The sequence below is a fragment of the Limnohabitans radicicola genome (assembly GCF_014837235.1).
Taxonomy (GTDB): domain Bacteria; phylum Pseudomonadota; class Gammaproteobacteria; order Burkholderiales; family Burkholderiaceae_C; genus Limnohabitans_A; species Limnohabitans_A radicicola.
In genome coordinates this window covers 89,565-116,352 of sequence record NZ_JACYFT010000001.1, presented here as the reverse complement: position 1 = coordinate 116,352, position 26,788 = coordinate 89,565, and the positions used below count along the sequence as shown (strand labels likewise).

The window sequence follows — 26,788 nt, the reverse complement described above, 5'->3', positions numbered from 1 at the left end:
ACCCCGATATTTCCCAGCACCTGTATGACTCTCCAAATTTGCGTCGCTCAGCTCAATTTTGTCGTGGGCGACATGCCGGGCAATGCCCGCAAGATCATCGACACCGCCCGCGAGGCTTATGCCCGTGGCGCGCGCCTCGTGCTCACGCCCGAGTTGTCGATCTGCGGTTATGCGGCGGAAGACCTGTTCCTGCGCCCGGCGTTCATTGATGCCTGCGATGATGCCCTGAAAACCATCGCCGCAGAGTTGGCTGGGTTAAAAGGCCTGCACGTGGTGGTGGGCCACCCCGAGGGTGGGGGCGTGCGCACACGCAGCGTGGCCGTGACGCGCCGCCACAACCGGGCCTCGGTGTTTTGTGAAGGCCAACGCGTGGCCCACTACGACAAACGCGAGTTGCCCAACTACCAGGTGTTTGACGAACGCCGCTACTTCACCCCTGGCGAGCAGCCCGGGGTGTTCGAGGTCGAGGGGGTCAAGGTGGGCTTGCTGATCTGTGAAGACGCCTGGTTCCAGGAGCCAGCCCGTGCGGCCCGCGATGCCGGGGCGCAGCTTCTGGCTGTGCTCAACGCCTCCCCCTTCCATGCGGGCAAGAGCGCCGAGCGTGAGCAGCGCATGCGCGAGCGGGTGGCCGATTGCGGGCTGCCCCTGGTTTATGCCCACTTGGTAGGCGGGCAGGACGAAGTGATTTTTGAAGGCCGGTCTTTCGCGCTCAATGCCGCAGGAGATGTGGTGGCGCGGGCTGAGGGCTTTCGCGAGGCCACGCCCGACCTGTCAGTCCAGGTGCTTGAGGGTGTGGCCCAGTTGACGGCTGCCCCTGAGGCGATTGTGGCGTGGCCCTGCGCCGAGGCCGAGCTGTGGGATGCCCTGGTGCTGGGCGTTCGTGACTACCTGGGTAAAAACGGTTTCAAAGGCGCCATTTTGGGTCTGTCTGGCGGCATCGATTCGGCCTTGGTGCTGGCCATTGCGGTGGATGCTATCGGTGCCGACAAGATCCATGCGGTGATGATGCCTTCCCCCTACACGGCCGACATCAGCTGGATCGACAGCCGAGACATGGTCAAACGCCTGGGTGTACGCTATGACGAAATCGCGATTGCGCCGCTGTTCGCAGGTTTCAAGCAGGCTTTGGCCGGGCAGTTTGCAGGACTGGCCGAAGACACCACCGAAGAGAACATCCAAGCCCGAATCCGGGGCACCTTGCTCATGGCCTTGTCGAACAAGACCGGTGCCATCGTGTTGACCACAGGCAACAAGAGCGAGATGGCCACAGGCTATTGCACGCTCTACGGTGACATGGCGGGCGGTTTTGCCGTCATCAAGGACGTGGTCAAGACGCAGGTGTTTGCATTGGCCCGCTGGCGCAACCAGAACGACCCCTACGGCACAGGCCGGGCGCCCATTCCCGAGCGGATCATCACCCGCCCACCCAGTGCCGAGCTGAGACCGGACCAGAAGGACCAGGACAGTTTGCCCGCTTACGAGGTGCTGGACGCCATCATCGAGCGCTACATGGAAAATGACGAAGGTGTGGACGCCCTGATTGCCGATGGCTTTGAGCGCGCGGATGTGGAGAAGGTAACCCGCCTGATCAAACTCAACGAGTACAAACGCCGCCAATCCCCGGTTGGCATTCGCGTCACCCATCGCAGTTTTGGCAAGGATTGGCGTTATCCTATGACCAATCGTTTTCGCGCCTGATCATCAATTGAGGACATTTTCATGAAGCAAATCACTGCCATCATCAAACCTTTCAAACTCGAAGAAGTCCGCGAAGGTCTGGCCGAGTGCGGCGTGACCGGTCTGACGGTCACCGAAGTCAAAGGCTTTGGCCGTCAGAAGGGCCACACCGAACTTTACCGTGGCGCCGAATACGTGGTGGACTTTTTGCCCAAGGTGAAGGTCGAAGTCGTGGTCAAGGACGACGATGCAGACCGCTGTGTGGACGCCATCGTCAAGGCCGCACGCACTGGCAAGATCGGTGACGGAAAAATTTTCGTGACCTCGGTCGAGCGCGTGGTGCGCATCCGCACGGGCGAGCAGGACGACAGCGCCATCTGATGGCACACCTCCAGCAAAAAGCCCGGTACTTTGCAGTCCGGGCTTTTTCGCTTTTGGTTGCGTTTGATCAGAGCGCCTGCATGCGGGCAGGGGGCGCAAACCCCGCAGATTCCACCAGCTGGCGCAGCAAAGTCGCTGGCTCGGTGCCGACCGTGACCAGGTCCATTTGCCACTCTCCCATGAAGCCTTGCGCAACCACCTGGCCCATGAATGCCATGAGGTGGTCGTAGTAAGCGTGGCTGTTGAGGATGCCAACGGGTTTGTCGTGGTAGCCGAGCTGGCGCCAGGTCCAGACCTCAAAGAGTTCTTCAAAGGTGCCAATGCCGCCAGGCAGGGCCAGGAATGCATCCGCGCGCTCGGCCATCATGCGTTTGCGCTCGTGCATGGTCTCGACCACGTGCAGCTCGGTACAGCCGTGGTGGGCCCATTCCTTTTCGACCAAGGCGCGGGGGATGATGCCGACCACGCTGCCTCCTGCCGCCATGGTGCTTTCGGCCACGATACCCATCAGGCCGTTGCGTCCGCCTCCGTACACCAGCTGGCCTCCGTGCTCACCGATCCATTGCCCCACCTGGGCGGCAATGGAGGCAAAGCGGGGGTCTTCGCCGGATTTGGAGCCGCAATACACACAGACAGAAAATGCCAGGGCTGTCATGGTCGGTTTGTTTCAGGCGCAGAAAAAAGACCAGAGGGCGGCGCCCCAGATGCCCCCGCACAGCAGCAGGCTGAGCAGGACAGCGGCACTGCCCATGTCCTTGGCGCGCTTGGACAGGTCGTGCCATTCGGGGCCGATCCGGTCAATGGCCGACTCAACCGCCGTGTTGAGCAGCTCCACGATCATGACCAGCAGCACACTGCCGCCGAGCAAAGCGACTTCAACCCAGTCCTGTCCGAAAAAAAATGCCAAGGGCAGCAAAACGATGGCCGCCAGGGTTTCCTGTCGGAAAGCCGTTTCTCCCCAACCGGCCAACAGGCCTTGCACCGAGTAGCCTCCGGCGTGCAGGATGCGTGAGAGACCCTTGCGGGCTTTTTGCGGGTTGGCGGTGGGGGGCAGTTGCGGCTCGGTCATGTTCCGATTGTCGCCGACAAGCTGCAGGTCAGTGCCAACAGACGGCTCAGCGGTGGGTGATCAGGCGCGTGCCTGCCAGGGCATCGTGCAGAAATTGGCGCTGCGGGTGAAAGCGACTGAGCAAGGCCCAGACAAGGACCCAGCCCAGTGTCAGCACACCCACTTCGCGGACAGGCAGACCCAGTGGCAGGGTGATCAGCAAGGGGGGCAAAAACCACAGCCAGCAGGCCATGTAGCGTGTGAGCGCCAGTGTCCTGCTCAATGGGCGGCCTGCCGTGTCAACAACCCGGATGTGCCAGGTTTTCATGGCCAGGGTTTGTCCACGTGACCAGAACCAGATGAAATAAATCCCCAGGCTCAGAAAACAGGTGGCTTGAAAGCCGGAGCGCAGCATGGGGTGCTGACCGACATCACCTGGCCCCAGGCCGCTGGTCCAGTAGGCCAGGATGAAATAGGCCAGACCCGCCGTGACCAGAACGCCGAACAAGAGCACGCCTTCATAAAGCCAGCAGGCCAGACGGCGAGACACGGAGGGCACCAACCACTCGGAAGGCGGCAGGCTGTGCTTGTCAGCTTCGGTCATGACGCGGTGTCGTCGCGTGGGCTGGATGCGTCGGGTGACGTTGGCGCTGGCTTGCTGGGTGTTTCGCCGGGGATCGGGATCGGCAGCAAGGTCTTTTTATCGATCGGGGCTCTGGATGGGGGCGCGGCTGCAGGGCTGCTTTGCCATGCCGGTGGAGGAGCCACCAAGCGTTCTGCATTGGCCGGTTTGGAGCTGGGCGCTGTGGTCTTGGCCGGGCCCTGGTTGACCGCAGACAGCTGCCGCTTTTGCTCGGGGCTCAAGGACTGGTATTCGTCCCACTTGGCCTTTTTCTCGTCCTTGGGCAGGTTTTGTGCAGCGTTGAAGTTCAGTCGGGCCTGATTGCGTTGTACCGGGCTGAGGTTCACCCAGTCCGTCATGCGGGCATGCATGACGGATTTTTCTGCCGCAGAGAGTTGGTCAAAATTCTGGGAAATGGCGATCCATTTGCCTTTCTGAATTTCAGACAGCTCACCCCAGCGCGATGCCAGAGGGGCCAGAGCGCGTTTTTCTTTGGCGGACAACTGCTGCCAGCCATTGCTGGATGGCGGGCTCTGGGTCGTAGAAGCTGGCGCATTTTGGGCCCAGCACATGCCGATAGGCATGCAGAACAAGGCCAGACCCAGCGTCAGCGGGGCTGCCAAGCGACGGCATCTGAACAGGGCAGCGGACTCAGTCATTCGATTTGGCTTCGCCCAGACCTTGTTTCAAAAACTGTGCAAAGCCAGGATCGGTGTAGGCCGCTGGCGGCAATTCATCGACCAGCAGTGCCGAGTCGACGGCGGCCAGCTCCGCCACCGTGTTTTCACGGTTGATCCAGCTGACGGTGACCAAGCCCGCCACCAAGGCGATCAGGGGCAAGGCCGAGCCGAGGATGTTCCAGAGGTTCAGACCTTCGCTGGGCGGGCCTGCCAGGGTCAGGCTGCCGTTGGACTGGCGAATGCCCAGCAGTGCCGGAGCCATGTCCGGCTTGCGTACAGCCATGGCTTGCTGGCGGGCAAAACGCAGCCGCTCACTCACATCGTGAGGCAGATCGCTGCTGTGGCGTGTCAAAGCCTGAGCCAATTGCTGGCCCAACAGGTCCATCGGGTCGTGTTGCGCGGTGAGGTCTTGTGTTTTCATGTTTTGATTCCCTGAGCGGTGAGCGCCTTGTTCAAGGCCTGGATGGCGCGGGAGCAATGTGTCTTGACACTGCCTTCCGTGCAACCCATGACGGCGGCGGTTTCTGCCACATCCAACTCTTCCCAGTAACGCAGCAGGAAGGCTTCCCGTTGACGCGCGGGTAAATCCATCACCGCAGATTCGATTTGCTGCATGGTTTGCAGGCGGCCAGTCCATTGCTCTGCACTCTCGCCCACCCCGTGGGGGCTGTCGGTGGCATTGATGTCGAGCAAGTCAAAATTCTCACCGTCATCTTGCGATGTGAAATCGGACAGGTTGGAAAAGAGCGCGTTGCGTGTTTTTTGGCGCCGAAACCAGTCCAGTGTGGTGTTGGACAGGATCCGCTGGAACAGCAGCGGCAGCTCGGCTGCCGGTTTGTCCGCATAGTGGGTGGACAGCTTGATCATGCTGTCTTGCAGGATGTCCAGGGCCGCGTCTTCATTGCGCACGTGGTAATACGTGCGTTTGAAGGCTTTTTTTTCGGTTTCCTTGAGAAAGTCCGAAAGTTCTTTGTCGGTGGCCAAGTTGGGAGATGCCTTTGCGCAGCAGCGTGTTCGGTAGTGGGCAATTATGGCATCCGTGCTTTGGTCTGGCGTATGCGGAAAAGGCCCCGGCGTCCAACAATGCGATAATCCGAGATTGCAATTGAAAAAAAGCAAACGGATCACCGTCCGGCACTTTTACAGTTTGGTGCCCATGTCTGTGGTCTCAAGTCCCAAAGCCACTCCACAAGAGTCGAGTCCAGGGGCACCCAAGGTTTTTCGTTAGAGAAATTCACAAAGGTTGAATATGGAAATGAACAAGGCCGACACGGCATCTGTCCCTGCGGGCGCGCTAGAGTTGCGTGGCGCAGAAATCCTCGTCAAGGCGCTTCAGGCTGAAAACGTGCAGTACATCTGGGGTTACCCCGGCGGTGCCGTTCTTCACATTTACGACGCTTTCTACAAACAAGACACCATCCAGCATGTGCTGGTGCGCCATGAGCAGGCCGCAGTGCATGCAGCCGACGGCTTTGCCCGCGCGACAGGCGAGGTGGGCGTGGCCCTCGTCACCTCGGGGCCCGGCCTGACCAATGCCGTGACCGGCATTGCCACGGCTTACATGGACAGCATCCCCATGGTCATCATCAGCGGGCAAGTGCCCACTGCGGCCATCGGCCTCGATGCTTTCCAGGAATGCGACACCGTGGGCATCACCCGCCCCATCGTCAAGCACAACTTCCTGGTCAAGGACGCCCGTGACATTGCGGAAGTCATGAAAAAGGCCTTCCACATCGCCCGCAGCGGCCGTCCCGGCCCTGTGGTGGTGGACATTCCGAAAGATGTGTCGTTCAACAAGGCGCTGTTCACCGGTTACCCCGAAGCTGTCGAAATGCGTTCGTACAACCCGGTGCGCAAAGGCCATGGTGGTCAGATCCGTAAGGCCCTGCAGCTGTTGATGTCGGCCAAGCGCCCCTACATTTACACCGGCGGTGGGGTGCTCATGAGCGAAGCCAGCGGCGAGTTGCGCGCGCTGGTGGACATGCTGAACTTCCCGGTGACCAACACCCTGATGGGCCTGGGTGCCTTTCCGGCCACCGACCGCCGATTCCTGGGCATGTTGGGCATGCACGGCACCCTCGAAGCCAACAACGCGATGCAAAACTGCGATGTGTTGCTGGCCGTCGGTGCCCGTTTTGACGACCGCGTGATTGGCAATCCGAAGCACTTCGCTTCGGTCGAGCGCAAGATCATCCATATCGACATCGACCCTTCGAGCATCTCCAAGCGCGTCAAGGTCGACGTGCCCATCGTGGGCGACGTCAAAGATGTGCTGACCGAACTCATGGGCATGATCCGTGAATCCGGTCTCAAACCCGATGCCGCAGCCCTCAAGGGCTGGTGGGACACGATCGAAGGCTGGCGCTCGCGTGACTGCATGAAGTACGACCGCGGCAACACCCAGGTGATCAAACCCCAGATGGTGGTCGAAACCCTGTGGAACATGACCCGTGGGACCGACACCTACATCACTTCAGATGTGGGACAACACCAGATGTTTGCGGCCCAGTATTACAAGTTTGACGAGCCGCGTCGATGGATCAACTCCGGTGGTCTGGGCACCATGGGTGTGGGCATCCCCTACGCCATGGGCATCAAACTGGCCAAGCCCGACAGCGAAGTGTTTTGCGTCACGGGTGAAGGCTCGGTGCAGATGTGTATCCAGGAACTGTCGACCTGCCTGCAGTACAACACCCCGATCAAGATCCTCTCGCTCAACAACCGTTACCTGGGCATGGTGCGCCAGTGGCAGGAAATCGAGTATTCCGGCCGTTACAGCCACAGCTACATGGATGCCTTGCCGGATTTTGTGAAGTTGGCCGAGGCTTATGGCCATGTAGGCATGCTGATTGAGCGTCCGGAAGACGTAGAAGGTGCGCTGATCGAAGCGCGCAAGCTCAAGGACCGCACAGTGTTCATGGATTTCCGGACTGACCCGACGGAAAACGTGTTCCCGATGGTGCAGGCGGGCAAAGGCATCACCGAGATGCTGCTGGGTGCGGAGGACCTGTGATCATGAAACACATCATTGCTGTATTGATTGAAAACGAAGCCGGTGCCCTGTCACGCGTCGTGGGTTTGTTCTCGGCCCGTGGGTACAACATCGAGTCATTGACGGTGGCCCCGACCGAAGACCCGAGCCTGTCGCGCATGACCATCCAGACCACTGGGTCTGACGATGTGATCGAGCAGATCACCAAGCACCTGAACCGCCTGATCGAGGTGGTGAAGGTGGTGGACCTGACCGAAGGTGCCTACACCGAGCGCGAGCTGATGCTCGTGAAGGTGCGCGCCGTGGGCAAGGAACGCGAAGAAATGAAACGCATGGCCGACATCTTCCGTGGCCGTGTGATCGATGTCACCGACAAGAGCTATACGATTGAGCTGACCGGTGACCAGTCCAAGAACGACGCCTTTTTGGAGGCGATCGACCGCAGTGCCATTTTGGAGACCGTGCGCACAGGTGCATGCGGTATCGGGCGCGGCGAGCGCATCCTGCGCGTCTAAACTTAACTCTTGAACCTGTTTATTCCCAAGGAGAACCCCATGAAAGTTTTTTACGACAAAGACTGTGATCTGTCCCTGATCAAAGGCAAAACCGTGGCCATCATCGGCTACGGCTCGCAAGGCCACGCGCACGCCCAGAACCTGAATGACAGCGGCGTCAAAGTCGTGGTCGGTCTGCGCAAAGGTGGCGCATCCTGGGACAAAGTGGCCAAAGCCGGCCTCACGGTGATGGAAGTCAACGACGCGGTCAAAGCCGCCGATGTGGTCATGATCTTGCTCCCCGACGAGAACATCCCCGAGGTGTACAACAACAACGTCGCCCCCAACATGAAGCAAGGCGCCACTTTGGCATTTGCCCACGGCTTCAACGTGCACTACAACCAAGTGGTTCCCCGCGCTGACCTGGACGTGATCATGGTCGCCCCCAAAGGCCCAGGCCACACCGTGCGCTCTGAATACCTCAAGGGCGGCGGCGTGCCTTCGCTGATCGCGGTGTACCAGGACAAGTCTGGCAAAGCCCGTGACCTGGCCTTGTCTTATGCCATGGCCAACGGTGGCGGCAAGGGCGGCATCATCGAGACCAACTTCAAGGAAGAAACCGAGACCGACCTGTTCGGCGAGCAGGCCGTGTTGTGCGGCGGCGCGGTGGAACTGGTGAAGATGGGCTTCGAGACCCTGACCGAAGCTGGTTACGCTCCTGAAATGGCCTACTTCGAGTGCCTGCACGAGTTGAAGCTGATCGTGGACCTGATGTACGAAGGCGGTATCGCCAACATGAATTACTCCATCTCCAACAACGCGGAGTATGGCGAGTACGTGACCGGCACCGAAGTCATCAACGAGAAGTCGCGCGAAGCCATGCGCAATGCCTTGAAGCGCATCCAGACCGGTGAATACGCCAAGATGTTCATCCTGGAAGGCAAAACCAACTACCCCAGCATGACGGCCCGTCGCCGCTTGAACGCCGAGCATTCGATCGAGCAAGTCGGCGCACAACTGCGTGCCATGATGCCTTGGATCGCCAAGAACAAACTGGTCGACCAGACCCGCAACTGATCTGCATTTGGCAAATCGGGAAAAGGCCACTGAGGTGGCCTTTTTTCATGGGGGCTACACTCACAGTCTCCAATCGGGGTTGCTCCCCTTTTTTTCGGCGACGGATGTGGCCGAATCCTGACAGGACAAGACGATGAACAACCGAATTGATTCGCCAGACGATGTGGACACGGCGCCCCGACCGCGCAAGCCCTCCAAGGGCATCTACATGCTGCCCAACATGATCACGCTGGCAGCCTTGTTTGCCGGTTTTTACGCGGTGGTGATGGCCATGAACGGGCGCTTTGACCTGGCAACGGTCGGTATTTTCAGCGCCATGGTGCTCGACAGCCTGGACGGCCGTGTGGCCCGCATGACCAACACCCAAAGCGCTTTTGGTGAGCAGATGGACTCCCTGTCCGACATGGTGTCCTTTGGCGCCGCTCCGGCCCTGATCTCTTATGTCTGGGCACTGAAGAACCTGGGCCGCTGGGGCTGGATTGCCGCTTTTGTTTATTGCGCTTGCGCGGCTTTGCGCCTGGCCCGCTTCAATGTGAACACCGCAGTCGTTGACAAACGTTATTTTCAGGGTTTGCCTTCGCCTGCGGCGGCAGCGCTGGTCACAGGCTTCATCTGGATCGCGACAGAAAATGCCATCGATCCGCACAGTGTGGCCTGGTGGATGTTTGCAGTGGCCTTGTTTGCGGGTCTGACCATGGTGACCAATGTGCCGTTCTACAGTTTCAAGGACATGCACATGAAGAAAAGTGTGCCATTTGCCTCCATCGTGCTGGTGGCTTTGGGCATCGCGGTCGTGAACATTGACCCGCCTACGGTCTTGTTTGCCTTGTTTGTGGGTTACAGCCTGAGCGGCTATGTGATTTATGTCTGGCGCAAAGCCAAGGGCGAGCCCACCAGCATGATCAGCACATCCACCGACGAGCCCGATGAGCGGGGCCTGCACCAGTGATGTCGTGTGCAGGACAGAAGGCGTTTTGATTTGTGCTAAAGTGAATACATGAAATTTGAATTGCTGGCTCTACTGCTAACGCCCCACGGGCGGGATCTGTAGCGCACGCGAACATTTTCCCTAAAGGCCCGTATGCCATCCGCAACGGGCCTTTTGCATTGGTGCATGGATTTGCGGGTATTGACCAGGAGTGAACATGGCTGACAAATTGATTATTTTTGACACGACCTTGCGCGATGGCGAGCAGTCGCCCGGTGCGTCCATGACCAAGGACGAAAAACTGCGCATTGCCCGCCAGCTCGAACGCCTTCGAGTGGACGTGATTGAAGCCGGTTTCGCGGCCAGCTCCAATGGGGATTTTGAGGCTGTGCAGTCGATCGCCAATGCGATCAAGGATTCGACCGTTTGTTCACTCTCGCGCGCCAATGACCGCGACATTGCGCGGGCAGCAGAAGCCTTGCAGGGCGCCAACAGCGCGCGTATCCACACTTTCATTGCCACTTCGGCCTTGCACATGGAAAAGAAGCTGCGCATGACGCCTGACCAGGTGCTGGAGCAGGCCAAGCAGTCGGTGCGCTTTGCACGCAACCTGGTGGGCGACATCGAATTTAGTCCCGAAGACGGTTACCGCAGCGATGTGGACTTCCTGTGCCGCGTGATCGAGGCGGTGATTGCCGAAGGCGCTACCACCATCAATGTGCCTGACACCGTGGGTTATGCCGTGCCCGAGCTGTACGGCAACTTCATCAAAACCCTGCGCGAGCGCATCCCCAACTCCGACAAGGCCATCTGGTCTGTGCATTGCCACAACGACCTGGGCATGGCGGTGGCCAACTCGCTCGCGGGTGTCAAGATCGGTGGCGCCCGTCAGGTCGAGTGCACCATCAACGGGTTGGGTGAGCGTGCGGGAAACTGCTCGCTTGAAGAGGTGGTCATGGCCGTCAAGACGCGCCGTGACTATTTCGGGCTTGATGTGGGCATCGACACGCAGCACATCGTCGCTGCCAGCCGCATGGTCAGCCAAACCACGGGCTTTGTGGTTCAACCCAACAAGGCGGTGGTTGGGGCCAATGCGTTTGCGCATGCTTCAGGCATTCACCAGGACGGTGTGCTCAAGGCGCGTGACACCTACGAAATCATGCGTGCCGAGGACGTGGGCTGGTCCAACAACAAAATCGTGTTGGGCAAACTCAGCGGGCGCAACGCCTTCAAGCAGCGCCTGCAGGACCTGGGCGTGCAGATGGACAGCGAAACCGAGATCAACAACGCCTTTGCCCGTTTCAAGGAACTGGCCGACCGCAAGAGCGAAATCTTTGACGAGGACATCCTCGCCCTGGTCAGTGACGAGAGTGTGACCAGTGAAAAAGAGCAGTACGGTTTTGTGTCCCTGTCACAGCACAGTGAGACCGGTGAGCAGCCTCAGGCATCGATCGTGTTCACGGTCGATGGCAAGGAGGTCAAGGGCGAGTCTTCGGGCAACGGTCCCGTGGATGCCTCGCTCAAGGCCATCGAATCGCATGTCCAAAGCGGGGCAGAGATGGTCCTGTATTCGGTCAATGCCATCAGTGGCTCCACCGAAAGCCAGGGCGAGGTCACGGTACGTTTGCAAAACAGCGGCCGCGTGGTCAACGGGGTGGGTGCTGACCCCGACATCGTCGTGGCATCGGCCAAGGCCTACCTGAGCGCGCTCAACAAGCTGCAAAGCAAGGCCGACCGGGTCGCCGCACAAGGTTGAAATGAGTACTTAAATACATTCATTCGACTTCAATAAAGTCGCGCAAGTGGTTGATCTTGCGCGACTTTTTTTTAATGTGTAAACTCTGCGACTTGTCCTTCGAATTTGTTGTATTGTTCAAGCGCATGACTTTTTCTTTTGCCTCCTTTTCTATGGGTCCCTGGGGCCGCGTGATCAGCTTGGGTTTGCTCTCGGCTGCCCTGTTGATGGGCTTGCCTGCGCAAGCTGAAAACGCAGCCAACAAGCGCAAACCAGCCCAGGCCCAAAAGAAGGCAGCCACCGCCAAACCGTTGGCCAAGAACCGCCAGGCCGCCCGTGGTGCCAAAATGGCCGCCGTGCCAGAGCGCCCTTCCTTTGGCAAACTCGCCGGCTTGCACACTGCCATGGATCCGCTGGATTTGCGCTCCAGCGTCGCGCTGGTGATCGACCAGGACACCCATGAAGTGCTGCTGCGCAAAAATGACCAGGCGGTGCTGCCCATCGCTTCCTTGACCAAATTGATGACGGGTCTTGTGATCTCTGATGCCAATTTGCCCATGTCCGAGATGATCACCATCACCCAGGACGATGTGGACACTGAAAAAGGCAGCCGTTCACGTCTGGCCGTGGGCTCCGTGCTCAGCCGGGGTGATTTGTTGCATCTCGCCTTGATGTCGAGTGAGAACCGTGCCGCCCACGCTTTGGGACGCACTTTTCCGGGTGGCTTGGACACATTTGTCGCGCGCATGAACGCCCGTGCCCAAGGCTTGGGCATGACCGACACCCGTTATGTGGAACCCACGGGCTTGTCCAGCCGCAACCAGTCCAGCGCGCATGACCTGGCCACGCTGGTGGCGGCAGCCTACAAAGAGCCTGTGTTGCGTGAGCTGTCGACCTCGCCGGGTCGGGAAATCGAAGTGGGCCACCGCACCCTGCAATACAACAACACCAACCGCTTGGTGAAGAGCCCGCAGTGGGACATCGGTCTCCAGAAAACCGGCTACATCTCCGAAGCCGGGCAATGCTTGGTCATGCAGGCCCAGGTTTCGGGTCGCAAGTTGATCATGGTGTTCCTGGACTCTGCTGGCAAACTCAGCCGCATTGCCGATGCCGAGCGCGTTCGTCGCTGGATCGAAACTTCGCACCGCTCTGCTGCCGGTCATCCGGTGGCAGCATCCCGCCAAGGGTGATCTAACGGCTGGCGCATGAGCGCGCCAGGCCGTCCCCAGCGCAGGCGGGGCGCATTCAGTCCTGCAGTTCGTTGTGACCGAGTGAGGCTGAAATGCTCTGCGCCGTGGCTTGCAATTTGGGCAGCCACTCTTCGTCCAGGCGGTCAGCCGGGGCAGAAATCGACAAGCCCGCCAGCAATTTGCCCTGGTCATCGTAAATGCCTGCCGCGATGCAGCGCACACCCAGTTCCAATTCTTCGTTGTCGCGGGCAATGCCGTATTGCCGCACGCGGGACAATTCGCGCTCGAGCACGGGCAGCAGGGTGATGCTGTTGCGGGTGTGCCCCACCAGCCCGGAGCGTGTTGCGTAAGCGCGCACGCGGATGGGGTCGTCGGCGGCGAGGAACAGTTTGCCGACCGATGTCAGGTGCAGTGGGGCACGGCCACCAATCGCACGCACCACCTGCATGCCCGAGCGTTCGCTGTAGGCGCGTTCGATGTAGACAATTTCGTCCCCCTGGCGCACGCTCAGGTTCACGGGTTGCTGGATCAGCTTGTGCAGATCCCGCATGGGGGCCAAAGCCGCATCGCGTACGTTCAGTCGGCCCTTGACGAGGTTGCCCAACTCCAGCAGACGCATACCCAGGCGATAGTTGCCCGCTTGCGGACGGTCGACAAAGCGGCCAGTGGTGAGGTCGTTCAGGATGCGGTGAGCGGTGGAAGGGTGCAGGCCGGTTTTTTCGCTGATTTCTTTCAGGGAAATCGCTTCCTCCTTACTGGCGAGGACATCGATCAGGCTGAAGATGCGTTCAATGACCTGGATGGTCGGCGTGGCGGGCAGGGGGGTGTCGGCTTTTCTCATAGGACTGCAATGACAAAGCGAAACACTGATTTTACGCTGTGAAATGGCGTCTGTGCAGGCTCACACAGGCGTCCATTGCCCGTCCCGGAGTGATTCGCAGGGCTGGAATTTCACCTTGTAATTCATTTTGGGGCTCTGTTCGATCCAGTAACCGAGGTAAACGTGCGGCAGCTGCAGTTCTGCCGCTTGCTGAATCTGCCACAGGACACCATAGGTGCCATAGCTGGCGTCATCGCCCGGTTCATAAAAGGTGTAGACCGCCGAAATGCCGTGGTTGAGCACGTCCACGATGCTCACCATCTTGATGTCGTGTGTGACGGGGTCGGAAAACTCGACCAGCCGTGTGTTGACGCGGCTTTGCAGCAAGAACTGGGTGTACTGGTCGACACTGTCCTGGTCCATGCCGCCACCCTCATGGCGACCATGCTGGTAGCGCAGGTAAAGCGCGTAATGTCGGGGATCAAAGTGCAGGTTCATCACCCGCACCGACAGCTGGGCGTGGCGCACTTGCGCGCGCCGTTGGCTGCGGGTGGGCTGGAAGCGGGCCACGTCCACCCGCAAAGGGACGCAGCTTTGGCAGCCATCGCAGTAGGGGCGGTAGGTGAACACGCCGCTGCGGCGAAAGCCCTTGGCCACCAAGTCCGAATAAGCCTCGTTCTGGATCAAGTGGCTGGGCGTGGCCACTTGGGAGCGCGCCGAACGCTCCGGCAGGTAGCTGCAGGCATAAGGCGCAGTGGCATAGAACTGAATCGCCTGGAGGGGGAGATCTTGAAGCAGGGTCACAGGGCAGGGCGGGTCAATGTGTCCCAGTATAAAGATTCATCTGCCCACAAGATGGGAGGCTTGCCCTGTTCGGCTGCCACCCAGCGCACAAAGTCCTCGCGGCGGATCTCATGCGCGCCCAAAGATGCCAGGTGCCGCGTATTTTGCTGGCAGTCAATCATCTGAACGCCGTGGCGTCTGGCAGCGCTCACCAGCATGGCCAGCGCCATTTTGGAGCCGTCTCGCACGGTGGTGAACATCGACTCGCCAAACACGGTGTGGCCCAAGCTCACGAAATAGAGACCCGCCACCAGTTGACCGTCTTGCCAAATTTCGGCGCTGTGGGCCAGGCCCATGCGGTGCAGCTGGGTGTAGGCATCGACGATGCCGGGCACGATCCAGGTGCCTGTTTGGCCGGGGCGGGGCGCTTGGCCGCATCGGGTGATGACTTGCGCAAAGTCTCGGTCAAAAACCATCTCCACGCCTGGCGTCATAGTCCAGTGCTTGAGGGTCTGACGCAGCGACCTGTGCAGTTTGAAGGCGCTCACCGGCAACACCATGCGCGGATCGGGGCTCCACCACAGCACAGGCTGCCCCGTGCTGAACCAGGGGAAGATGCCCTGCCGGTAGGCTTGAACCAGCATCGCAGCGTCCAAGTGATCGCCAGCTGCCAGCAGCCCAGGCGCTTCGCTGCCAGGCCCCCAGGCTTGTGAGACAGGCGGGAAAGGCAGACCGGGTTCAAGCCAGGTCAGAGGGGGCGAAGGCCTGCTGTCGTGCATGAACGAATTAGACAACAAAGCATGCCGCTGCACGCCTGACGGGCTCAAACGCGCTTATGCTCCAGGTCCGGGGTGCCAATGGGGCATCCGCCCTTTTCTGAACCTGAATGCGCCTCGACTGGCCCTCTATTCCTGGTGTCAACGCCTGCATGACCGAACGCTCGGGTGGGGTGTCTGCTGCCCCCTGGGATGCCATGAACCTCGGCAACCATGTGGGCGACGATCCGCAAGCGGTGGCGCGCAACCGGCAATTGCTCGCGCATACCCTGGCTGCGCGCCCCGTGTTCATGGAGCAGGTTCACGGCGTGCACGTCCTCGCGCTGACCCAGGACACGCCCAATGGGCTGCAGGCCGATGCCTGCTGGACGCAACAGCCCGGTGTCGCCTGCACCGCGATGGTGGCCGACTGTCTGCCCGTGTTGCTGTGCGATGACGGTGGTCAGTGGGTGGCTGCCGCCCATGCAGGCTGGCGTGGGCTGGCTGGACAGCAAGGGCAGGGGGTGCTGGAGTCCTTGTGGCAGCAGTTGCAGGCCCACGGGGCGCACGCTGCACACACGCGGGCCTGGTTGGGCCCTTGCATCGGTCCTCAGGCCTTTGAAGTCGGGCCCGAGGTGCGTGATGCTTTTGTGCAGGACGGCCTGGACCTGGCCGCGCATTTCAAGCGCCGGCCGCAGGGGCGGTTCCTGGCCGATCTGGCCGGTTTGGCGCGCTGGCGCTTGCAGCAATTGGGCATTGGTCAGCTCAGCGGCAACGACAGCCAACCCGGCTGGTGCACGGTGGGCCACCCCTCAAGGTTCTTTTCGCACCGGCGCGACAGCCGCATCCTGGGCGCGACCGGGCGCATGGCCGCCTGCATCTGGCTGGACCGTTGAAACGGGCGGTGCTTGCGCACTTTGAGCCTGAAGTGCCTCTTCGGCCTTGAGCCGGGCTTTGCGCTGCGGCGTGTTCATGATGTAGATCACCAGGCTCAGAGGCAGCAACCCGTAGAGCAGGAAGGTGATGACCGCCCCCAGCAAGGAGCCTTGCGTGCTGAACGCCTCAGCCACCGCCATCATCAGCACCACATAAAGCCATGCAATCACGATCAAGTACATTTTTTTCTTTTCAAGTTTCAAATGGATTGTAATTTTGGTGACAATGAAAGCATTGACACTGTCAATCCATGGCTGAAAACAGCCACGGTGATCAATAACAGGAGACAGTCTGATGATGGACGCATCCCCCAAGTTTTGGACCCAGATGGGCGAAACTTTTCAACAGAGCCTGGCCCAAAGCTGGGGCAAGGCCATGGAGAGCTTCCAGACCATGGACCTGGGCGGTCTTCAGCCCGAAGGTGCGCCCGCCATGCCTGCCCTGAAGTTCCATCCAGACAAATTGCAGGCCCTGCAAGGTCAGTATTTCAAGGATGCTTCGGAGATCTGGAACCAGAGCCTGCACAACAGCCTGCAAGTCAAGGACCGCCGTTTCTCTTCTGAAGCCTGGTCTGCCAACCCGGTCGCCGCCTTCAATGCCGCCACCTACCTGCTCAATGCCCGCACACTGATGGGCCTGGCCGATGCGGTCGATGCCGACGCCAAGACACGCACCCGCATCCGCTTTGCTGTGGAACAATGGGTGGCTGCGGCCGCACCGAGCAATTTCCTGGCTTTCAATGCCGAAGCCCAAAAAAAGGCTGTCGAGACCCAGGGCGAGAGCATCGCCAAAGGCGTGCAGAACCTGATGCACGACATGCAGCAAGGCCATGTCTCGATGACCGACGAGAGCCTGTTCGAGGTCGGCAAGAACGTGGCCACCACCGAAGGCGCGGTGGTCTTCGAGAACGAATTTTTCCAGCTCATCGAATACAAGCCCCTCACGGCCAAGGTCTACGAGAAGCCGTTCCTGCTGGTACCGCCTTGCATCAACAAGTTCTACATCCTCGACCTGCAGCCTGAAAACTCGCTGATCCGCTATGCCGTGAGCCAAGGTCACCGCACCTTCGTGGTGAGCTGGCGCAACCCCGACGAGTCAATGAAGGACAAGACTTGGGACGACTACATTGAGCAGGCCGCCATCCAGGCCATCCACACCGTGCAGGATATCACCGGCGCGCCCAAGATCAACGCTTTGGGTTTCTGCGTGGGGGGCACCATCCTCTCGACGGCCCTGGCTGTACTGGCCGCACGTGGCGAGAAACCCGTGGCCAGTGCCACGTTCCTGACCACCCTGATCAACTTCACCGACACCGGTATCCTGGACGTGTTCATTGACGAGAACTTCGTCAAATTCCGTGAAATGCAGATGGGCCAAGGCGGCCTCCTCAAAGGGCAGGACCTGGCGTCCACCTTCAGCTTCCTGCGCCCGAACGACCTGGTCTGGAACTATGTGGTGGGCAACTACCTCAAAGGCGAAACACCGCCGCCTTTTGACCTGCTGTACTGGAACAGCGACTCGACCAATCTGCCCGGGCCCTTCTATGCCTGGTACTTGCGCAACACCTACCTGGAAAACAACCTGGTCAAGCCCGGCAAGGTCAAGGTCTGCGGCGAAGCCATCGACCTGCGCAAACTGGACTTGCCGGTGTACGTTTACGGTTCACGCGAAGACCACATCGTGCCCATTGGTGGCGCCTACGCCAGCACGCAAGTGTTGCCAGGCAAGAAGCGTTTCGTCATGGGCGCCTCGGGCCACATTGCAGGCGTGATCAACCCACCCGCTGCCAAAAAGCGCAGCCACTGGTTGCGCGAGGACGGCAAGTTCCCGGCCGATGTGGATGCATGGATCGCCGGTGCCAAGGAAATGCCCGGCAGCTGGTGGACCGACTGGTCCAGCTGGCTCAAAACCCATGCGGGCAAGCAAGTTCCTGCACCCAAGACCTATGGCAAGGGCAGCAAGTTCAAAACCATCGAGGCGGCCCCTGGCCGCTATGTGAAGGCCAAGGCCTGATTGATTTTTTATTGGAGACAAAAATGGAAGACATCGTCATCGTTTCAGCCGCCCGCACCGCCGTGGGCAAATTTGGTGGCTCGCTGGCCAAGACGCCTGCCACAGAGCTGGGCAGCATCGTCATCAAGGGCTTGCTTGAGCGCAGCGGTTTGCCCGTTGACGCCATCGGTGAAGTCATCATGGGCCAGGTGCTGGCCGCAGGCGCGGGCCAGAACCCGGCTCGCCAAGCCATGATGAAAGCTGGTGTGGCCAAGGAAACCCCAGCCCTCACCATCAACGCGGTCTGCGGCTCGGGGCTGAAAGCCGTGATGCTGGCCGCACAAGCGGTGGCTTGGGGCGACAGTGAAATCGTAATCGCCGGTGGACAGGAAAACATGAGCGCCAGCCCGCATGTCTTGAATGGCAGCCGCGACGGCCAGCGCATGGGCGACTGGAAGATGACCGACACCATGATCGTGGACGGTCTGTGGGACGTGTACAACCAGTACCACATGGGCATCACTGCCGAGAACGTGGCCAAAGCCCACGGCATCACCCGCGACATGCAAGACGCATTGGCTTTGGGCAGTCAGCAAAAAGCCGCTGCCGCGCAGGATGCGGGCAAGTTCAAGGACGAGATCGTGGATGTGCTGATCCCCCAGCGCAAGGGCGATCCGCTGGTGTTCAACACCGACGAGTTCATCAACAAAAAAACCAATGCCGAAGCGCTGGCTGGTTTGCGCCCCGCGTTTGACAAAGCGGGCAGTGTGACCGCTGGCAATGCCTCCGGCATCAACGACGGCGCCGCTGCCGTGATGGTCATGAGCGCCAAGAAGGCTGCTGCCCTTGGGCTCAAGCCGCTGGCTCGCATTGCCGCATTCGGCACCAGCGGTCTGGACCCGGCCCACATGGGCATGGGCCCGGTGCCTGCATCACAAAAGGCCCTGGCCCGTGCGGGCTGGAAAGCTCAGGACGTGGACCTGTTTGAACTCAACGAAGCTTTTGCCGCGCAAGCCTGCGCTGTTAACAAGGCACTGGACATCGATCCGGCCAAGGTCAACGTCAATGGCGGTGCCATCGCCATCGGTCACCCCATCGGTGCGTCCGGTTGCCGCATTTTGGTGACCTTGCTGCACGAAATGCAGCGCCGTCAGGTCAACAAGGGTCTGGCCGCGCTGTGCATCGGTGGTGGCATGGGCGTGTCGCTGGCGGTCGAACGCGTCTGAAATCCCAAGGTGTCTGTCTGGTGTGCCCTGGCGCACTGCCCAGCCGTATAAGGGCAGCCAAGAATCACGGGCGGATCACCTTTCATCCTTTTTCATTTCACTCATAACAGGAGACAACCATGAGTCAAAAAGTAGCTTACGTCACCGGTGGCATGGGCGGTATCGGTACCGCAATTTGCCAGCGCCTTCACAAGGAAGGTTTCAAAGTCATCGCCGGTTGCGGTCCGACCCGTGACTTCACCAAATGGCTGGATGAGCAAAAAGCCCTGGGTTACACGTTCTACGCTTCGGTGGGCAATGTGGCCGATTGGGATTCCACCGTCGCGGCTTTCACCAAAGCCAAGGAAGAGCATGGTGTGATCGATGTGCTGGTCAATAACGCCGGCATCACCAAGGACCGGGTGTTCCTGAAGATGACGCGCGAGGATTGGGATGCCGTGATCGACACCAACCTGAACTCCATGTTCAACGTGACCAAGCAGGTCGTGCCCGACATGGTGGAAAAAGGCTGGGGCCGCATCATCCAGATTTCGTCGGTCAACGGCAACAAAGGCCAGGCGGGTCAAACCAACTACTCGGCCGCCAAAGCCGGCATGCATGGCTTTTCGATGGCCCTGGCGCAGGAAATGGCCACCAAGGGCGTGACTGTGAACACCGTGAGCCCGGGCTACATCGGCACCGACATGGTCAATGCCATCCGTCCTGATGTTCTCGAAAAGATCGTGGCCACCGTGCCCGTCAAGCGCCTGGGTCAGCCCAGCGAAATCGCTTCCATCGTGGCCTGGTTGGCCAGCGAAGAGGGCGGTTATGCCACCGGCGCTGACTTCTCGGTCAACGGTGGTCTGCACATGGGCTGATGCCCTGGCCCATGGGCCGCATCGGTTTGGGCAGCGCCCACAAAAAAACCCGCCTCGGCGGGTTTTTTGCTTCTGCCTGCGCTGCGGGCGCGGTTCAGTGCCCGGATGACTTGCCTGTGCCCACCATCTGCATGGCCGACGCGATCAGCCCGGACACCTCGGTCATGTTCCCTGGCACGATCAGCGTGGTCTTGGCGTCTTGTGCGACTTTGCCGTAGGCCTGCACAGCCTGCTCGGCCACTTTGAGCTGCACGGCTTGCTCACCGCCGGGTTGGCGGATGGCTTGTGCGATCCGCTCGATCGCCAGGGCCGTGGCCTCGGCCACGGCGGTGATGGACGCGGCTTCGCCTTGCGCCTTGTTGATGACAGCCTGCTTCTCGCCCTCCGATCGGGCAATGAAGGCCTCACGTTCCCCGGTGGCGATGTTGATCTGTTCCTGGCGTCGGCCTTCCGATGCCGCGATCAGGGCGCGTTTTTCGCGCTCGGCGGTGATCTGTGACTGCATGGCGTGCAGGATTTCGCTGGGTGGTGTCAGGTCCTTGATTTCGTAACGCAGCACCTTCACGCCCCAGTTGAGCGCGGCTTCGTCGATGGCAGCCACGACCTGTGCATTGATGATGTCGCGCTCCTCAAAGGTCTTGTCCAGCTCCAGCTTGCCAATCACGCTGCGCAGGCTGGTCTGCGCAAGCTGCGTCACGGCCACGATGTAGTTGGACGAGCCGTAGCTGGCCAGCTTGGGATCGGTCACCTGGAAGTACAAGATGCCGTCCACTTGCAACTGCGTGTTGTCGCGGGTGATGCAAATTTGACTGGGCACGTCGAGCGGGATCTCTTTGAGGCTGTGCTTCTGGATCACGTTGTCGATGAAGGGCACCACAAAGTTCAAGCCCGGGGTGAGGCTGGCGTGGTACTTGCCCAGCCGTTCCACCACCCAGGCATGCTGCTGGGGCACGACCTTGACGGTCTTGATGATGAACAAGACCGCGATGGCCAGCAAAACGAGTGCGATTTCCATGAAGATTCTCCCTTTTGAATGTGGCTTGGATGTCAGATTTTGTGGAGCACCAGTCGGCTGCCGACCACGGCCTCAATGCGGTGCAAGCCCGGTTCGGGCTTCGCACCGGGGGCGCTGATCGCTGCCCACAAGGCCCCCCGGTGTTTGACCCGTGTGGTGCCTTCGGCATCCCAGGCCTGGACCTGCACGGTTTCACCGATGTCCAGATGCAGGTCCTGCGCATTGGCCGGGTCGGCGGGGTGTTGCCGCTGGCGGTAGCGACCCCAGAGGATCACCGCCAGACCGCCCACCACTGCTGCAGTCACCAGCTGACCAGAGAGCCCGGCGCCCGCCAGTGCCACGAGCGCCGCGGCAGCGGCCCCGATGGCCAGCATGAGCAGGTAAAACGTGCCCGACATCAGCTCTATCGCCACCAGCACGCCGGTCAGGATCCACCAAATCGTTGTTTCGTTCATTTGCATTCTCCGGGGTTGAGCGCATCGTGGCCCATGTTACCTTTTGTTTGCTCAGGGCCACAACTTGCCCGGGTCTCGGCAGGGATAATCAGGCCCCATGCAATTTCCCGATGCCCAACGCTGGCGCCTGTCCGTGGCGCCCATGATGGACTGGACCGACCGCCACTGTCGGTATTTCCATCGCCTGCTGACCCAGCATACGCTTTTGTACACCGAGATGGTGACCACAGGGGCGTTGCGCCACGGCAGCGTGCAGCGGCATTTGCGTTTCAATGCCGAAGAGCACCCCGTGGCCCTGCAACTGGGCGGCAGCGATGCCGCCGACTTGGCCCACGCGGCCAAGCTGGGGCAAGAGTGGGGTTACGACGAGATCAACCTCAACTGCGGCTGCCCCAGTGACCGTGTGCAGCGCGGGGCTTTTGGGGCATGTCTGATGAACGAGCCGCGCACGGTGGCCGATGGCGTCAAGGCCATGCTCGATGTGGTCGATGTGCCCGTGACCGTGAAGCACCGCATTGGCATCGACAAGATCGAAAGCTACGACTTTGTGCGTGACTTTGTGGGCACGGTGAGCGAGGCTGGTTGCAGGGTGTTCATCGTGCATGCCCGCAACGCCTGGCTCGACGGGCTTTCCCCAAAGGAGAACCGCGAAATCCCGCCGCTGCGCTACGAGCTGGCTTACCAGCTCAAAAAAGACTTTCCGGGTTTGCTGATCGCCGTGAACGGCGGCATCAAGACCAACGAAGAAATCGCTGCCCATTTGCAGCACGCCGACGGCGTGATGGTTGGGCGCGAGGCCTATTACAACCCCTGGCTGCTGAGCACCTGGGACGCCGAGTTTTATGGCGACACGCACGAGGTGCCTAGCCGCGAAGCGGTGGAGGAGGCCATGGTGGCCTACATGGAGCGCGCCTTTGCCGAAGACGGTTGCCCATGGTACGCGATTGCCCGCCACATGCTGGGTCTGTACCACGGTCAGCGGGGTGGTCGTTTGTGGCGTCAGGTCTGGAGCAACCACAAGCTCAAGCCTTTGCCCCCGCGTGAGGTCTGGCAGCAGGCCCGCGAGGCGCTGGCGCGTGGGGCCGAAGTGCCCGCCTGATCTGCTTACTGCGCGGCCTGCAGGCCGTTCGTGAAGTGGGCCGACATGCGCTCGGCTGCCAGTTCTGGCTGGCGTGTTGTCAAGGCGTCCACAATGTCCCGGTGCTCGGCCAAGGACTGCTCGATGCGGCCTTCCTTGAACAGCGAGTTGTGCCGGTTGAGTTTCATCACCTTGCGCAGGTCGGCCACCATCTGGTCGCGCCAGCGGTTGTCCGCGATCTGCAGCAGCAGCATGTGGAAAGCCTCGTTGATCTGGAAGAACCGGTCACGGTCGCCGGTGGCGTTTTCAAGGTCTTGTTGCAGCTGCTGGATTTGGCCCATTTGCGCATCGCTCGCCTTTTGGGCCACCATGCGGGCCGCGTCGGATTCCAGCAAGGCCAGCAGGTGGTATACGTCGCGCAGGTCTTTTTCGCTGACCTCGGTCACGTAGGCGCCACGGCGCACCTTCATGGTCACCAGGCCTTCGGCGGCCAGGACTTTGAGGGCTTCGCGCAGCGGGGTGCGGCTGATGCCCAGAGCTTCGGCAATCCTCAGCTCATCGATCCAGCTGCCGGGCTCCAGTTCGCGGGCAAAGATGCGCTGGCGCAGCAGTTCGGCAACTTCTTCGTACAGGGCGCGTGGTGCGAGCGAGAGGGCAGACATGGCTAAAGAATCAGGCTTGGAACGGGTCCATCAGGCGTCTTGGAAGACATTTCAGATGCCGGATTGTAAGCCGGTTAAAATATTTTGCATCAATAATTATGAATCACAATGCTTGTAAGCCGGTAGGCAGCCATGGGCTGCCAAAATCAGCGACAGCAATTTTTGTCTCGAAAGCGGTGAGCCATGTCGTCCAAATCCTTTGAATTCAATGCTTCCAACTTGGAAGCCTGGCAAAAAGCAGCAACCAAATCCGCCCCTGGCGGCGATGTGTCGGCCCTGAACTGGAAGACCCCCGATGGCATCATCGTCAAGCCGCTGTACACCGCCGAGGACACGGCCAACTTGCCTTACGCCAACACGCTGCCCGGCTTTGAGCCCTTTTTGCGCGGGCCGCAGGCCACCATGTACGCGGTGCGCCCCTGGACGATCCGTCAGTACGCCGGTTTCTCCACGGCTGAAGAGTCCAACGCGTTTTATCGCAAGGCTTTGGCCGCAGGCGGGCAGGGCGTGTCGGTCGCGTTCGATCTGGCCACGCACCGGGGCTACGACTCTGACCATCCCCGTGTCGAAGGCGATGTGGGCAAGGCCGGTGTGGCGATCGACTCGGTCGAGGACATGAAGATCCTGTTCAACGAGATCCCGCTGGACAGGGTCAGCGTGTCGATGACCATGAACGGTGCCGTGCTGCCGGTGCTGGCGGGCTATGTGGTGGCCGCTGAGGAGCAGGGCGTGAGCCAGGACAAACTCTCCGGAACGATTCAGAACGACATTCTGAAAGAGTTCATGGTGCGCAACACCTACATCTACCCGCCCGAGCCGTCGATGAAGATCATCGGCGACATCATCGAGTACACGGCCAAGAACATGCCCAAGTTCAACTCGATCTCGATCTCGGGCTACCACATGCAAGAAGCCGGGGCCAACCAGGCGCTGGAGATGGCCTTCACCCTGGCCGACGGCAAGGAATACGTGAAGACCGCCATTGCCAAAGGCATGGACGTGGACGATTTTGCGGGTCGCCTGTCCTTCTTCTGGGCGGTGGGTATGAACTTCTACCTGGAGATCGCCAAGATGCGTGCGGCGCGCCTGCTGTGGTGCCGCATCATGAAGGGCTTTGACGCCAAGAACCCCAAGAGCCTCATGCTGCGCACGCACAGCCAGACCTCGGGCTGGTCGCTTACCGAGCAAGACCCTTACAACAACGTGGTGCGCACGACGATTGAGGCCATGGCGGCCGTGTTCGGCGGCACGCAGTCGCTGCACACCAACTCGCTGGACGAAGCGATTGCGCTGCCCACCGAATTCAGCTCACGCATAGCCCGCAACACCCAGCTGATCATCCAGGAAGAGACCCACATCACCAACGTGATCGACCCCTGGGCCGGTTCCTACATGATGGAGAGCCTGACGCAAGAGATGGCCGACAAGGCCTGGGCCATCATCGAAGAAGTCGAAGCCATGGGCGGCATGACCAAAGCCGTGGACAGCGGCTGGGCCAAGCTCAAGATCGAAGCCGCTGCTGCTGAAAAGCAGGCCCGCATTGACTCCGGTAAAGACGTCATCGTGGGCGTCAACAAGTACAAGCTGGCGAAAGAGGACCCGGTCGAGATTCTGGCCATCGACAACGTCAAGGTGCGCGACGGCCAGATCGAACGACTCAAAAAAATCCGCGCCAGCCGCGACAGCGCCGCCGTACAGGCCGCGCTGGACGCATTGACCGCTGCGGCCGAATCCGGCCAGGGCAACCTGTTGGATCTCTCGATCAAAGCCATCCGCCTGCGGGCCACTGTGGGCGAAGTTTCCGACGCGCTGGAAAAGGCTTACGGCCGCCACCGCGCTGACACACAAAAGGTGACCGGTGTGTACGCTGCCGCTTACGATTCCGCCGAAGGCTGGGAACAACTGCAAAAAGAAATCGCCGCATTCGCTGACCAGCACGGCCGTCGCCCCCGCGTGATGATCGCCAAGCTGGGTCAGGACGGTCACGACAGGGGTGCCAAAGTGGTCGCCACCGCCTACGCCGACCTGGGCTTTGATGTGGACATGGGCCCACTGTTCCAGACGCCAGAAGAGTGCGCCCGCCAGGCGATTGAAAACGACGTGCACGCTGTAGGCGTCTCCACCCTGGCTGCCGGTCACAAGACCTTGGTGCCTGCCATCATTGCCGAGCTCAAGAAGCAGGGCGCTGACGACATCATCGTGTTCGTGGGTGGCGTCATCCCGCGTCAGGACTATGAAATGCTGTACGACGCAGGCGTCAAAGGCATCTACGGCCCCGGTACACCGATCCCCGCCAGCGCCAAGGATGTGCTGGAGCAGATCAAGAAGGCCGTGGCCTGATCTCCCCCGTCAGGACAACGGTGTGACGCCTGATCAGTTGTTGCCAGGTTTACTGCAGGGCTCCGCGCCTGTGCAGCGCCGCGCCATGGCCAAGGCGATCACGTTGCTCGAATCCACCCGCGCCGACCACCGGGCGCAAGCCGACGAACTGCTCACAGCCATGCTGCCGCACACGGGCAACTCGTTTCGCTTGGGCATCAGCGGTGTGCCGGGTGTGGGCAAGTCCACTTTCATCGAGGCGCTGGGCCTGTACCTGATTGGGCAGGGCCATCGCGTGGCGGTGCTGGCGGTCGATCCCTCCAGCACTGTGTCGGGCGGGTCGATTCTGGGCGACAAGACGCGCATGGAGCATTTGAGTGTGCACCCGCAGGCCTACATCCGGCCCAGCCCCAGCAGCGGCACGCTGGGCGGTGTGGCCGAAAAAACCCGCGAAGCCATGCTGGTGTGCGAGGCCGCAGGCTACGACGTGGTCATCGTCGAGACCGTGGGTGTGGGCCAGAGCGAGACGGCGGTGGCCAACATGAGCGACATGTTTGTGCTGTTGCAACTGCCCAATGCGGGCGACGATCTGCAGGCCATCAAAAAAGGCGTGATGGAGATTGCCGATCTGGTGGTCATCAACAAGGCTGACATCGACGCCATCGCTGCGACCCGCGCGCAGCTGCAGATCACCAGCGCCCTGCAATTGCTGGGCATGCACGCCTCCTCAGGCCACATGCACGGCGACGAGAGCGTTTGGCACCCCAAGGTGGTGCAGATCAGTGCTTTGCTGAATCAAGGTGTGGACAGTTTCTGGGCGGCCGTGAGCGAGTTCAAGGCCATTCAGCACAAAAACGGGCGCTTTGGCATGCGTCGTCAACAACAAGCCCTGTCGTGGATGTGGGAACGCATCGACGCCGGTCTGAAACAAAATTTCCGGGCGCAGCCGCGTGTGCAAACGCTGCTGCCCCAACTGAGTCAACAAGTCGCGGCGGGCCAGCTGGCTGCATCGACCGCTGCCCGTCAACTGCTCAGCGCCTACCAGGCGCAGAGTTGAATCTGGAAT

The 26,788-nt window shown here is 60.4% G+C and carries 28 protein-coding genes; 15 read left to right on the top strand and 13 right to left on the bottom strand.

Annotated elements, in window-relative coordinates; all coding sequences use genetic code 11:
- Positions 1 to 24: 24 nt before the first annotated feature.
- Together IC609_RS00605 and IC609_RS00600 are read left to right on the top strand one after the other, a co-directional pair.
- Positions 25 to 1,698 (top strand): NAD+ synthase, encoded by a 1,674-nt coding sequence (locus IC609_RS00605; protein WP_191817530.1) that lies wholly within the window; start codon positions 25 to 27, stop codon positions 1,696 to 1,698.
- Between the two features lie 21 nt (positions 1,699 to 1,719).
- Positions 1,720 to 2,058 (top strand): P-II family nitrogen regulator, encoded by a 339-nt coding sequence (locus IC609_RS00600; protein WP_191817529.1) that lies wholly within the window; start codon positions 1,720 to 1,722, stop codon positions 2,056 to 2,058.
- A gap of 67 nt (positions 2,059 to 2,125) precedes the next feature.
- Here IC609_RS00600 and IC609_RS00595 read toward each other — a convergent pair whose 3' ends face one another.
- From IC609_RS00595 to IC609_RS00570, 6 genes are read right to left on the bottom strand one after another with little or no spacing between them, the layout of a single operon-like run.
- A complete protein-coding gene (locus tag IC609_RS00595) occupies positions 2,126 to 2,713 on the bottom strand; it encodes an LOG family protein (RefSeq protein WP_191817528.1) in 588 nt (195 codons plus the stop codon).
- A 12-nt stretch (positions 2,714 to 2,725) separates the two neighbouring features.
- On the bottom strand, positions 2,726 to 3,127 hold the full coding sequence (locus IC609_RS00590; RefSeq protein WP_191817527.1) for a diacylglycerol kinase: 402 nt from the start codon (positions 3,125 to 3,127) through the stop codon (positions 2,726 to 2,728).
- Positions 3,128 to 3,173: 46 nt separating this feature from the next.
- Entirely contained in the window at positions 3,174 to 3,710 is a 537-nt protein-coding gene (locus IC609_RS00585) for an RDD family protein (protein WP_191817526.1), read from the bottom strand.
- Positions 3,707 to 4,387, bottom strand: coding sequence for a DUF3106 domain-containing protein (locus IC609_RS00580; RefSeq protein WP_191817525.1), 681 nt, complete (start codon positions 4,385 to 4,387; stop codon positions 3,707 to 3,709). Before IC609_RS00580 ends, IC609_RS00585 begins: the two co-directional genes overlap by 4 nt.
- Positions 4,380 to 4,829 carry a DUF3619 family protein gene (locus IC609_RS00575; protein ID WP_191817524.1) on the bottom strand — a complete coding sequence of 150 codons (450 nt, stop codon included), beginning with the start codon at positions 4,827 to 4,829 and terminating at the stop codon, positions 4,380 to 4,382. The genes IC609_RS00580 and IC609_RS00575 overlap by 8 nt, the downstream gene beginning before the upstream one ends.
- Positions 4,826 to 5,392, bottom strand: coding sequence for an RNA polymerase sigma factor (locus IC609_RS00570; RefSeq protein ID WP_191817523.1), 567 nt, complete (start codon positions 5,390 to 5,392; stop codon positions 4,826 to 4,828). The genes IC609_RS00575 and IC609_RS00570 overlap by 4 nt, the downstream gene beginning before the upstream one ends.
- Positions 5,393 to 5,657: 265 nt before the next feature.
- On the opposite strand from IC609_RS00570, the gene IC609_RS00565 reads away from it, so the two are divergent.
- From IC609_RS00565 to IC609_RS00540, 6 genes are all read left to right on the top strand, one after another.
- On the top strand, positions 5,658 to 7,421 hold the full coding sequence (locus IC609_RS00565) for an acetolactate synthase 3 catalytic subunit (RefSeq protein WP_191817522.1): 1,764 nt from the start codon (positions 5,658 to 5,660) through the stop codon (positions 7,419 to 7,421).
- Between the two features lie 2 nt (positions 7,422 to 7,423).
- Positions 7,424 to 7,915 (top strand): acetolactate synthase small subunit, encoded by a 492-nt coding sequence (gene ilvN, locus IC609_RS00560; RefSeq protein ID WP_089953931.1) that lies wholly within the window; start codon positions 7,424 to 7,426, stop codon positions 7,913 to 7,915.
- 39 nt (positions 7,916 to 7,954) lie between these two features.
- The gene (ilvC, locus tag IC609_RS00555) at positions 7,955 to 8,971 is read left to right on the top strand and encodes a ketol-acid reductoisomerase (protein WP_191817521.1); all 1,017 of its coding nucleotides are present in this window, start codon (positions 7,955 to 7,957) and stop codon (positions 8,969 to 8,971) included.
- A 133-nt stretch (positions 8,972 to 9,104) separates the two neighbouring features.
- Entirely contained in the window at positions 9,105 to 9,920 is an 816-nt protein-coding gene (pssA, locus tag IC609_RS00550) for a CDP-diacylglycerol--serine O-phosphatidyltransferase (RefSeq protein ID WP_191817520.1), read from the top strand.
- Positions 9,921 to 10,116: 196 nt separating this feature from the next.
- On the top strand, positions 10,117 to 11,655 hold the full coding sequence (locus IC609_RS00545; RefSeq protein ID WP_191817519.1) for a 2-isopropylmalate synthase: 1,539 nt from the start codon (positions 10,117 to 10,119) through the stop codon (positions 11,653 to 11,655).
- A gap of 152 nt (positions 11,656 to 11,807) precedes the next feature.
- Positions 11,808 to 12,824 carry a serine hydrolase gene (locus tag IC609_RS00540; RefSeq protein WP_191817518.1) on the top strand — a complete coding sequence of 339 codons (1,017 nt, stop codon included), beginning with the start codon at positions 11,808 to 11,810 and terminating at the stop codon, positions 12,822 to 12,824.
- 55 nt (positions 12,825 to 12,879) lie between these two features.
- Here IC609_RS00540 and IC609_RS00535 read toward each other — a convergent pair whose 3' ends face one another.
- The 3 genes from IC609_RS00535 to aat are packed head-to-tail and all read right to left on the bottom strand — an operon-like array spanning position 12,880 to position 15,206.
- Positions 12,880 to 13,665 (bottom strand): IclR family transcriptional regulator, encoded by a 786-nt coding sequence (locus tag IC609_RS00535; protein WP_191817517.1) that lies wholly within the window; start codon positions 13,663 to 13,665, stop codon positions 12,880 to 12,882.
- Positions 13,666 to 13,725: 60 nt separating this feature from the next.
- Positions 13,726 to 14,448 carry an arginyltransferase gene (locus tag IC609_RS00530; RefSeq protein ID WP_191817516.1) on the bottom strand — a complete coding sequence of 241 codons (723 nt, stop codon included), beginning with the start codon at positions 14,446 to 14,448 and terminating at the stop codon, positions 13,726 to 13,728.
- Positions 14,445 to 15,206, bottom strand: a complete 762-nt coding sequence (gene aat, locus IC609_RS00525; protein WP_191817515.1) for a leucyl/phenylalanyl-tRNA--protein transferase — start codon at positions 15,204 to 15,206, stop codon at positions 14,445 to 14,447. The genes IC609_RS00530 and aat overlap by 4 nt, the downstream gene beginning before the upstream one ends.
- A 107-nt stretch (positions 15,207 to 15,313) precedes the next feature.
- On the opposite strand from aat, the gene pgeF reads away from it, so the two are divergent.
- Positions 15,314 to 16,078 carry a peptidoglycan editing factor PgeF gene (gene pgeF / locus IC609_RS00520; RefSeq protein WP_191817514.1) on the top strand — a complete coding sequence of 255 codons (765 nt, stop codon included), beginning with the start codon at positions 15,314 to 15,316 and terminating at the stop codon, positions 16,076 to 16,078.
- On the opposite strand, the gene IC609_RS00515 is transcribed toward pgeF, so the two are convergent.
- Complete coding sequence (locus tag IC609_RS00515) at positions 15,995 to 16,300, bottom strand: hypothetical protein (protein ID WP_191818839.1); 306 nt, start codon at positions 16,298 to 16,300, stop codon at positions 15,995 to 15,997. The two genes, pgeF and IC609_RS00515, sit on opposite strands and share 84 nt — an antisense overlap.
- A 115-nt stretch (positions 16,301 to 16,415) precedes the next feature.
- Between IC609_RS00515 and IC609_RS00510 the strand changes: the two genes are divergently transcribed.
- The 3 genes from IC609_RS00510 (at position 16,416) to phbB (ending at position 20,193) form a co-directional block, all read left to right on the top strand.
- Positions 16,416 to 18,131 carry a PHA/PHB synthase family protein gene (locus tag IC609_RS00510; RefSeq protein WP_191818838.1) on the top strand — a complete coding sequence of 572 codons (1,716 nt, stop codon included), beginning with the start codon at positions 16,416 to 16,418 and terminating at the stop codon, positions 18,129 to 18,131.
- A 23-nt stretch (positions 18,132 to 18,154) separates the two neighbouring features.
- A complete protein-coding gene (locus IC609_RS00505) occupies positions 18,155 to 19,336 on the top strand; it encodes an acetyl-CoA C-acetyltransferase (protein WP_191817513.1) in 1,182 nt (393 codons plus the stop codon).
- A 119-nt stretch (positions 19,337 to 19,455) separates the two neighbouring features.
- Entirely contained in the window at positions 19,456 to 20,193 is a 738-nt protein-coding gene (phbB, locus tag IC609_RS00500; protein ID WP_191817512.1) for an acetoacetyl-CoA reductase, read from the top strand.
- Between the two features lie 94 nt (positions 20,194 to 20,287).
- On the opposite strand, the gene IC609_RS00495 is transcribed toward phbB, so the two are convergent.
- Positions 20,288 to 21,208 (bottom strand): SPFH domain-containing protein, encoded by a 921-nt coding sequence (locus IC609_RS00495; RefSeq protein ID WP_191817511.1) that lies wholly within the window; start codon positions 21,206 to 21,208, stop codon positions 20,288 to 20,290.
- A 32-nt stretch (positions 21,209 to 21,240) separates the two neighbouring features.
- Positions 21,241 to 21,663 carry an NfeD family protein gene (locus IC609_RS00490; RefSeq protein WP_191817510.1) on the bottom strand — a complete coding sequence of 141 codons (423 nt, stop codon included), beginning with the start codon at positions 21,661 to 21,663 and terminating at the stop codon, positions 21,241 to 21,243.
- Between the two features lie 97 nt (positions 21,664 to 21,760).
- Here IC609_RS00490 and dusA point away from each other — a divergent pair, with 97 nt between their 5' ends.
- Positions 21,761 to 22,762 carry a tRNA dihydrouridine(20/20a) synthase DusA gene (gene dusA, locus IC609_RS00485; RefSeq protein WP_191817509.1) on the top strand — a complete coding sequence of 334 codons (1,002 nt, stop codon included), beginning with the start codon at positions 21,761 to 21,763 and terminating at the stop codon, positions 22,760 to 22,762.
- A 5-nt stretch (positions 22,763 to 22,767) separates the two neighbouring features.
- On the opposite strand, the gene IC609_RS00480 is transcribed toward dusA, so the two are convergent.
- Entirely contained in the window at positions 22,768 to 23,403 is a 636-nt protein-coding gene (locus IC609_RS00480) for a GntR family transcriptional regulator (protein WP_191817508.1), read from the bottom strand.
- Between the two features lie 183 nt (positions 23,404 to 23,586).
- On the opposite strand from IC609_RS00480, the gene scpA reads away from it, so the two are divergent.
- Both scpA and meaB read left to right on the top strand, forming a co-directional pair.
- Positions 23,587 to 25,743, top strand: coding sequence for a methylmalonyl-CoA mutase (gene scpA / locus IC609_RS00475; RefSeq protein WP_191817507.1), 2,157 nt, complete (start codon positions 23,587 to 23,589; stop codon positions 25,741 to 25,743).
- A 22-nt stretch (positions 25,744 to 25,765) separates the two neighbouring features.
- Positions 25,766 to 26,779: a methylmalonyl Co-A mutase-associated GTPase MeaB gene (gene meaB, locus IC609_RS00470; protein WP_191817506.1), complete on the top strand. Its 1,014-nt coding sequence runs from the start codon at positions 25,766 to 25,768 to the stop codon at positions 26,777 to 26,779.
- The last annotated feature ends 9 nt before the right edge of the window (positions 26,780 to 26,788 follow it).

Bases quoted from the DNA above. Each gene is read 5' to 3' on its own strand.
- IC609_RS00605 (WP_191817530.1), top strand. From the start codon at position 25: ATGACTCTCCAAATTTGCGTCGCTCAGCTCAATTTTGTCGTGGGCGAC.
- IC609_RS00600 (WP_191817529.1), top strand. From the start codon at position 1,720: ATGAAGCAAATCACTGCCATCATCAAACCTTTCAAACTCGAAGAAGTC.
- IC609_RS00595 (WP_191817528.1), bottom strand. From the start codon at position 2,713: ATGACAGCCCTGGCATTTTCTGTCTGTGTGTATTGCGGCTCCAAATCC.
- IC609_RS00590 (WP_191817527.1), bottom strand. From the start codon at position 3,127: ATGACCGAGCCGCAACTGCCCCCCACCGCCAACCCGCAAAAAGCCCGC.
- IC609_RS00585 (WP_191817526.1), bottom strand. From the start codon at position 3,710: ATGACCGAAGCTGACAAGCACAGCCTGCCGCCTTCCGAGTGGTTGGTG.
- IC609_RS00580 (WP_191817525.1), bottom strand. From the start codon at position 4,387: ATGACTGAGTCCGCTGCCCTGTTCAGATGCCGTCGCTTGGCAGCCCCG.
- IC609_RS00575 (WP_191817524.1), bottom strand. From the start codon at position 4,829: ATGAAAACACAAGACCTCACCGCGCAACACGACCCGATGGACCTGTTG.
- IC609_RS00565 (WP_191817522.1), top strand. From the start codon at position 5,658: ATGGAAATGAACAAGGCCGACACGGCATCTGTCCCTGCGGGCGCGCTA.
- ilvN (WP_089953931.1), top strand. From the start codon at position 7,424: ATGAAACACATCATTGCTGTATTGATTGAAAACGAAGCCGGTGCCCTG.
- ilvC (WP_191817521.1), top strand. From the start codon at position 7,955: ATGAAAGTTTTTTACGACAAAGACTGTGATCTGTCCCTGATCAAAGGC.
- pssA (WP_191817520.1), top strand. From the start codon at position 9,105: ATGAACAACCGAATTGATTCGCCAGACGATGTGGACACGGCGCCCCGA.
- IC609_RS00545 (WP_191817519.1), top strand. From the start codon at position 10,117: ATGGCTGACAAATTGATTATTTTTGACACGACCTTGCGCGATGGCGAG.
- IC609_RS00540 (WP_191817518.1), top strand. From the start codon at position 11,808: ATGGGTCCCTGGGGCCGCGTGATCAGCTTGGGTTTGCTCTCGGCTGCC.
- IC609_RS00535 (WP_191817517.1), bottom strand. From the start codon at position 13,665: ATGAGAAAAGCCGACACCCCCCTGCCCGCCACGCCGACCATCCAGGTC.
- aat (WP_191817515.1), bottom strand. From the start codon at position 15,206: ATGCACGACAGCAGGCCTTCGCCCCCTCTGACCTGGCTTGAACCCGGT.
- pgeF (WP_191817514.1), top strand. From the start codon at position 15,314: ATGCGCCTCGACTGGCCCTCTATTCCTGGTGTCAACGCCTGCATGACC.
- IC609_RS00515 (WP_191818839.1), bottom strand. From the start codon at position 16,300: ATGTACTTGATCGTGATTGCATGGCTTTATGTGGTGCTGATGATGGCG.
- IC609_RS00510 (WP_191818838.1), top strand. From the start codon at position 16,416: ATGGACGCATCCCCCAAGTTTTGGACCCAGATGGGCGAAACTTTTCAA.
- IC609_RS00505 (WP_191817513.1), top strand. From the start codon at position 18,155: ATGGAAGACATCGTCATCGTTTCAGCCGCCCGCACCGCCGTGGGCAAA.
- phbB (WP_191817512.1), top strand. From the start codon at position 19,456: ATGAGTCAAAAAGTAGCTTACGTCACCGGTGGCATGGGCGGTATCGGT.
- IC609_RS00495 (WP_191817511.1), bottom strand. From the start codon at position 21,208: ATGGAAATCGCACTCGTTTTGCTGGCCATCGCGGTCTTGTTCATCATC.
- IC609_RS00490 (WP_191817510.1), bottom strand. From the start codon at position 21,663: ATGAACGAAACAACGATTTGGTGGATCCTGACCGGCGTGCTGGTGGCG.
- dusA (WP_191817509.1), top strand. From the start codon at position 21,761: ATGCAATTTCCCGATGCCCAACGCTGGCGCCTGTCCGTGGCGCCCATG.
- IC609_RS00480 (WP_191817508.1), bottom strand. From the start codon at position 23,403: ATGTCTGCCCTCTCGCTCGCACCACGCGCCCTGTACGAAGAAGTTGCC.
- scpA (WP_191817507.1), top strand. From the start codon at position 23,587: ATGTCGTCCAAATCCTTTGAATTCAATGCTTCCAACTTGGAAGCCTGG.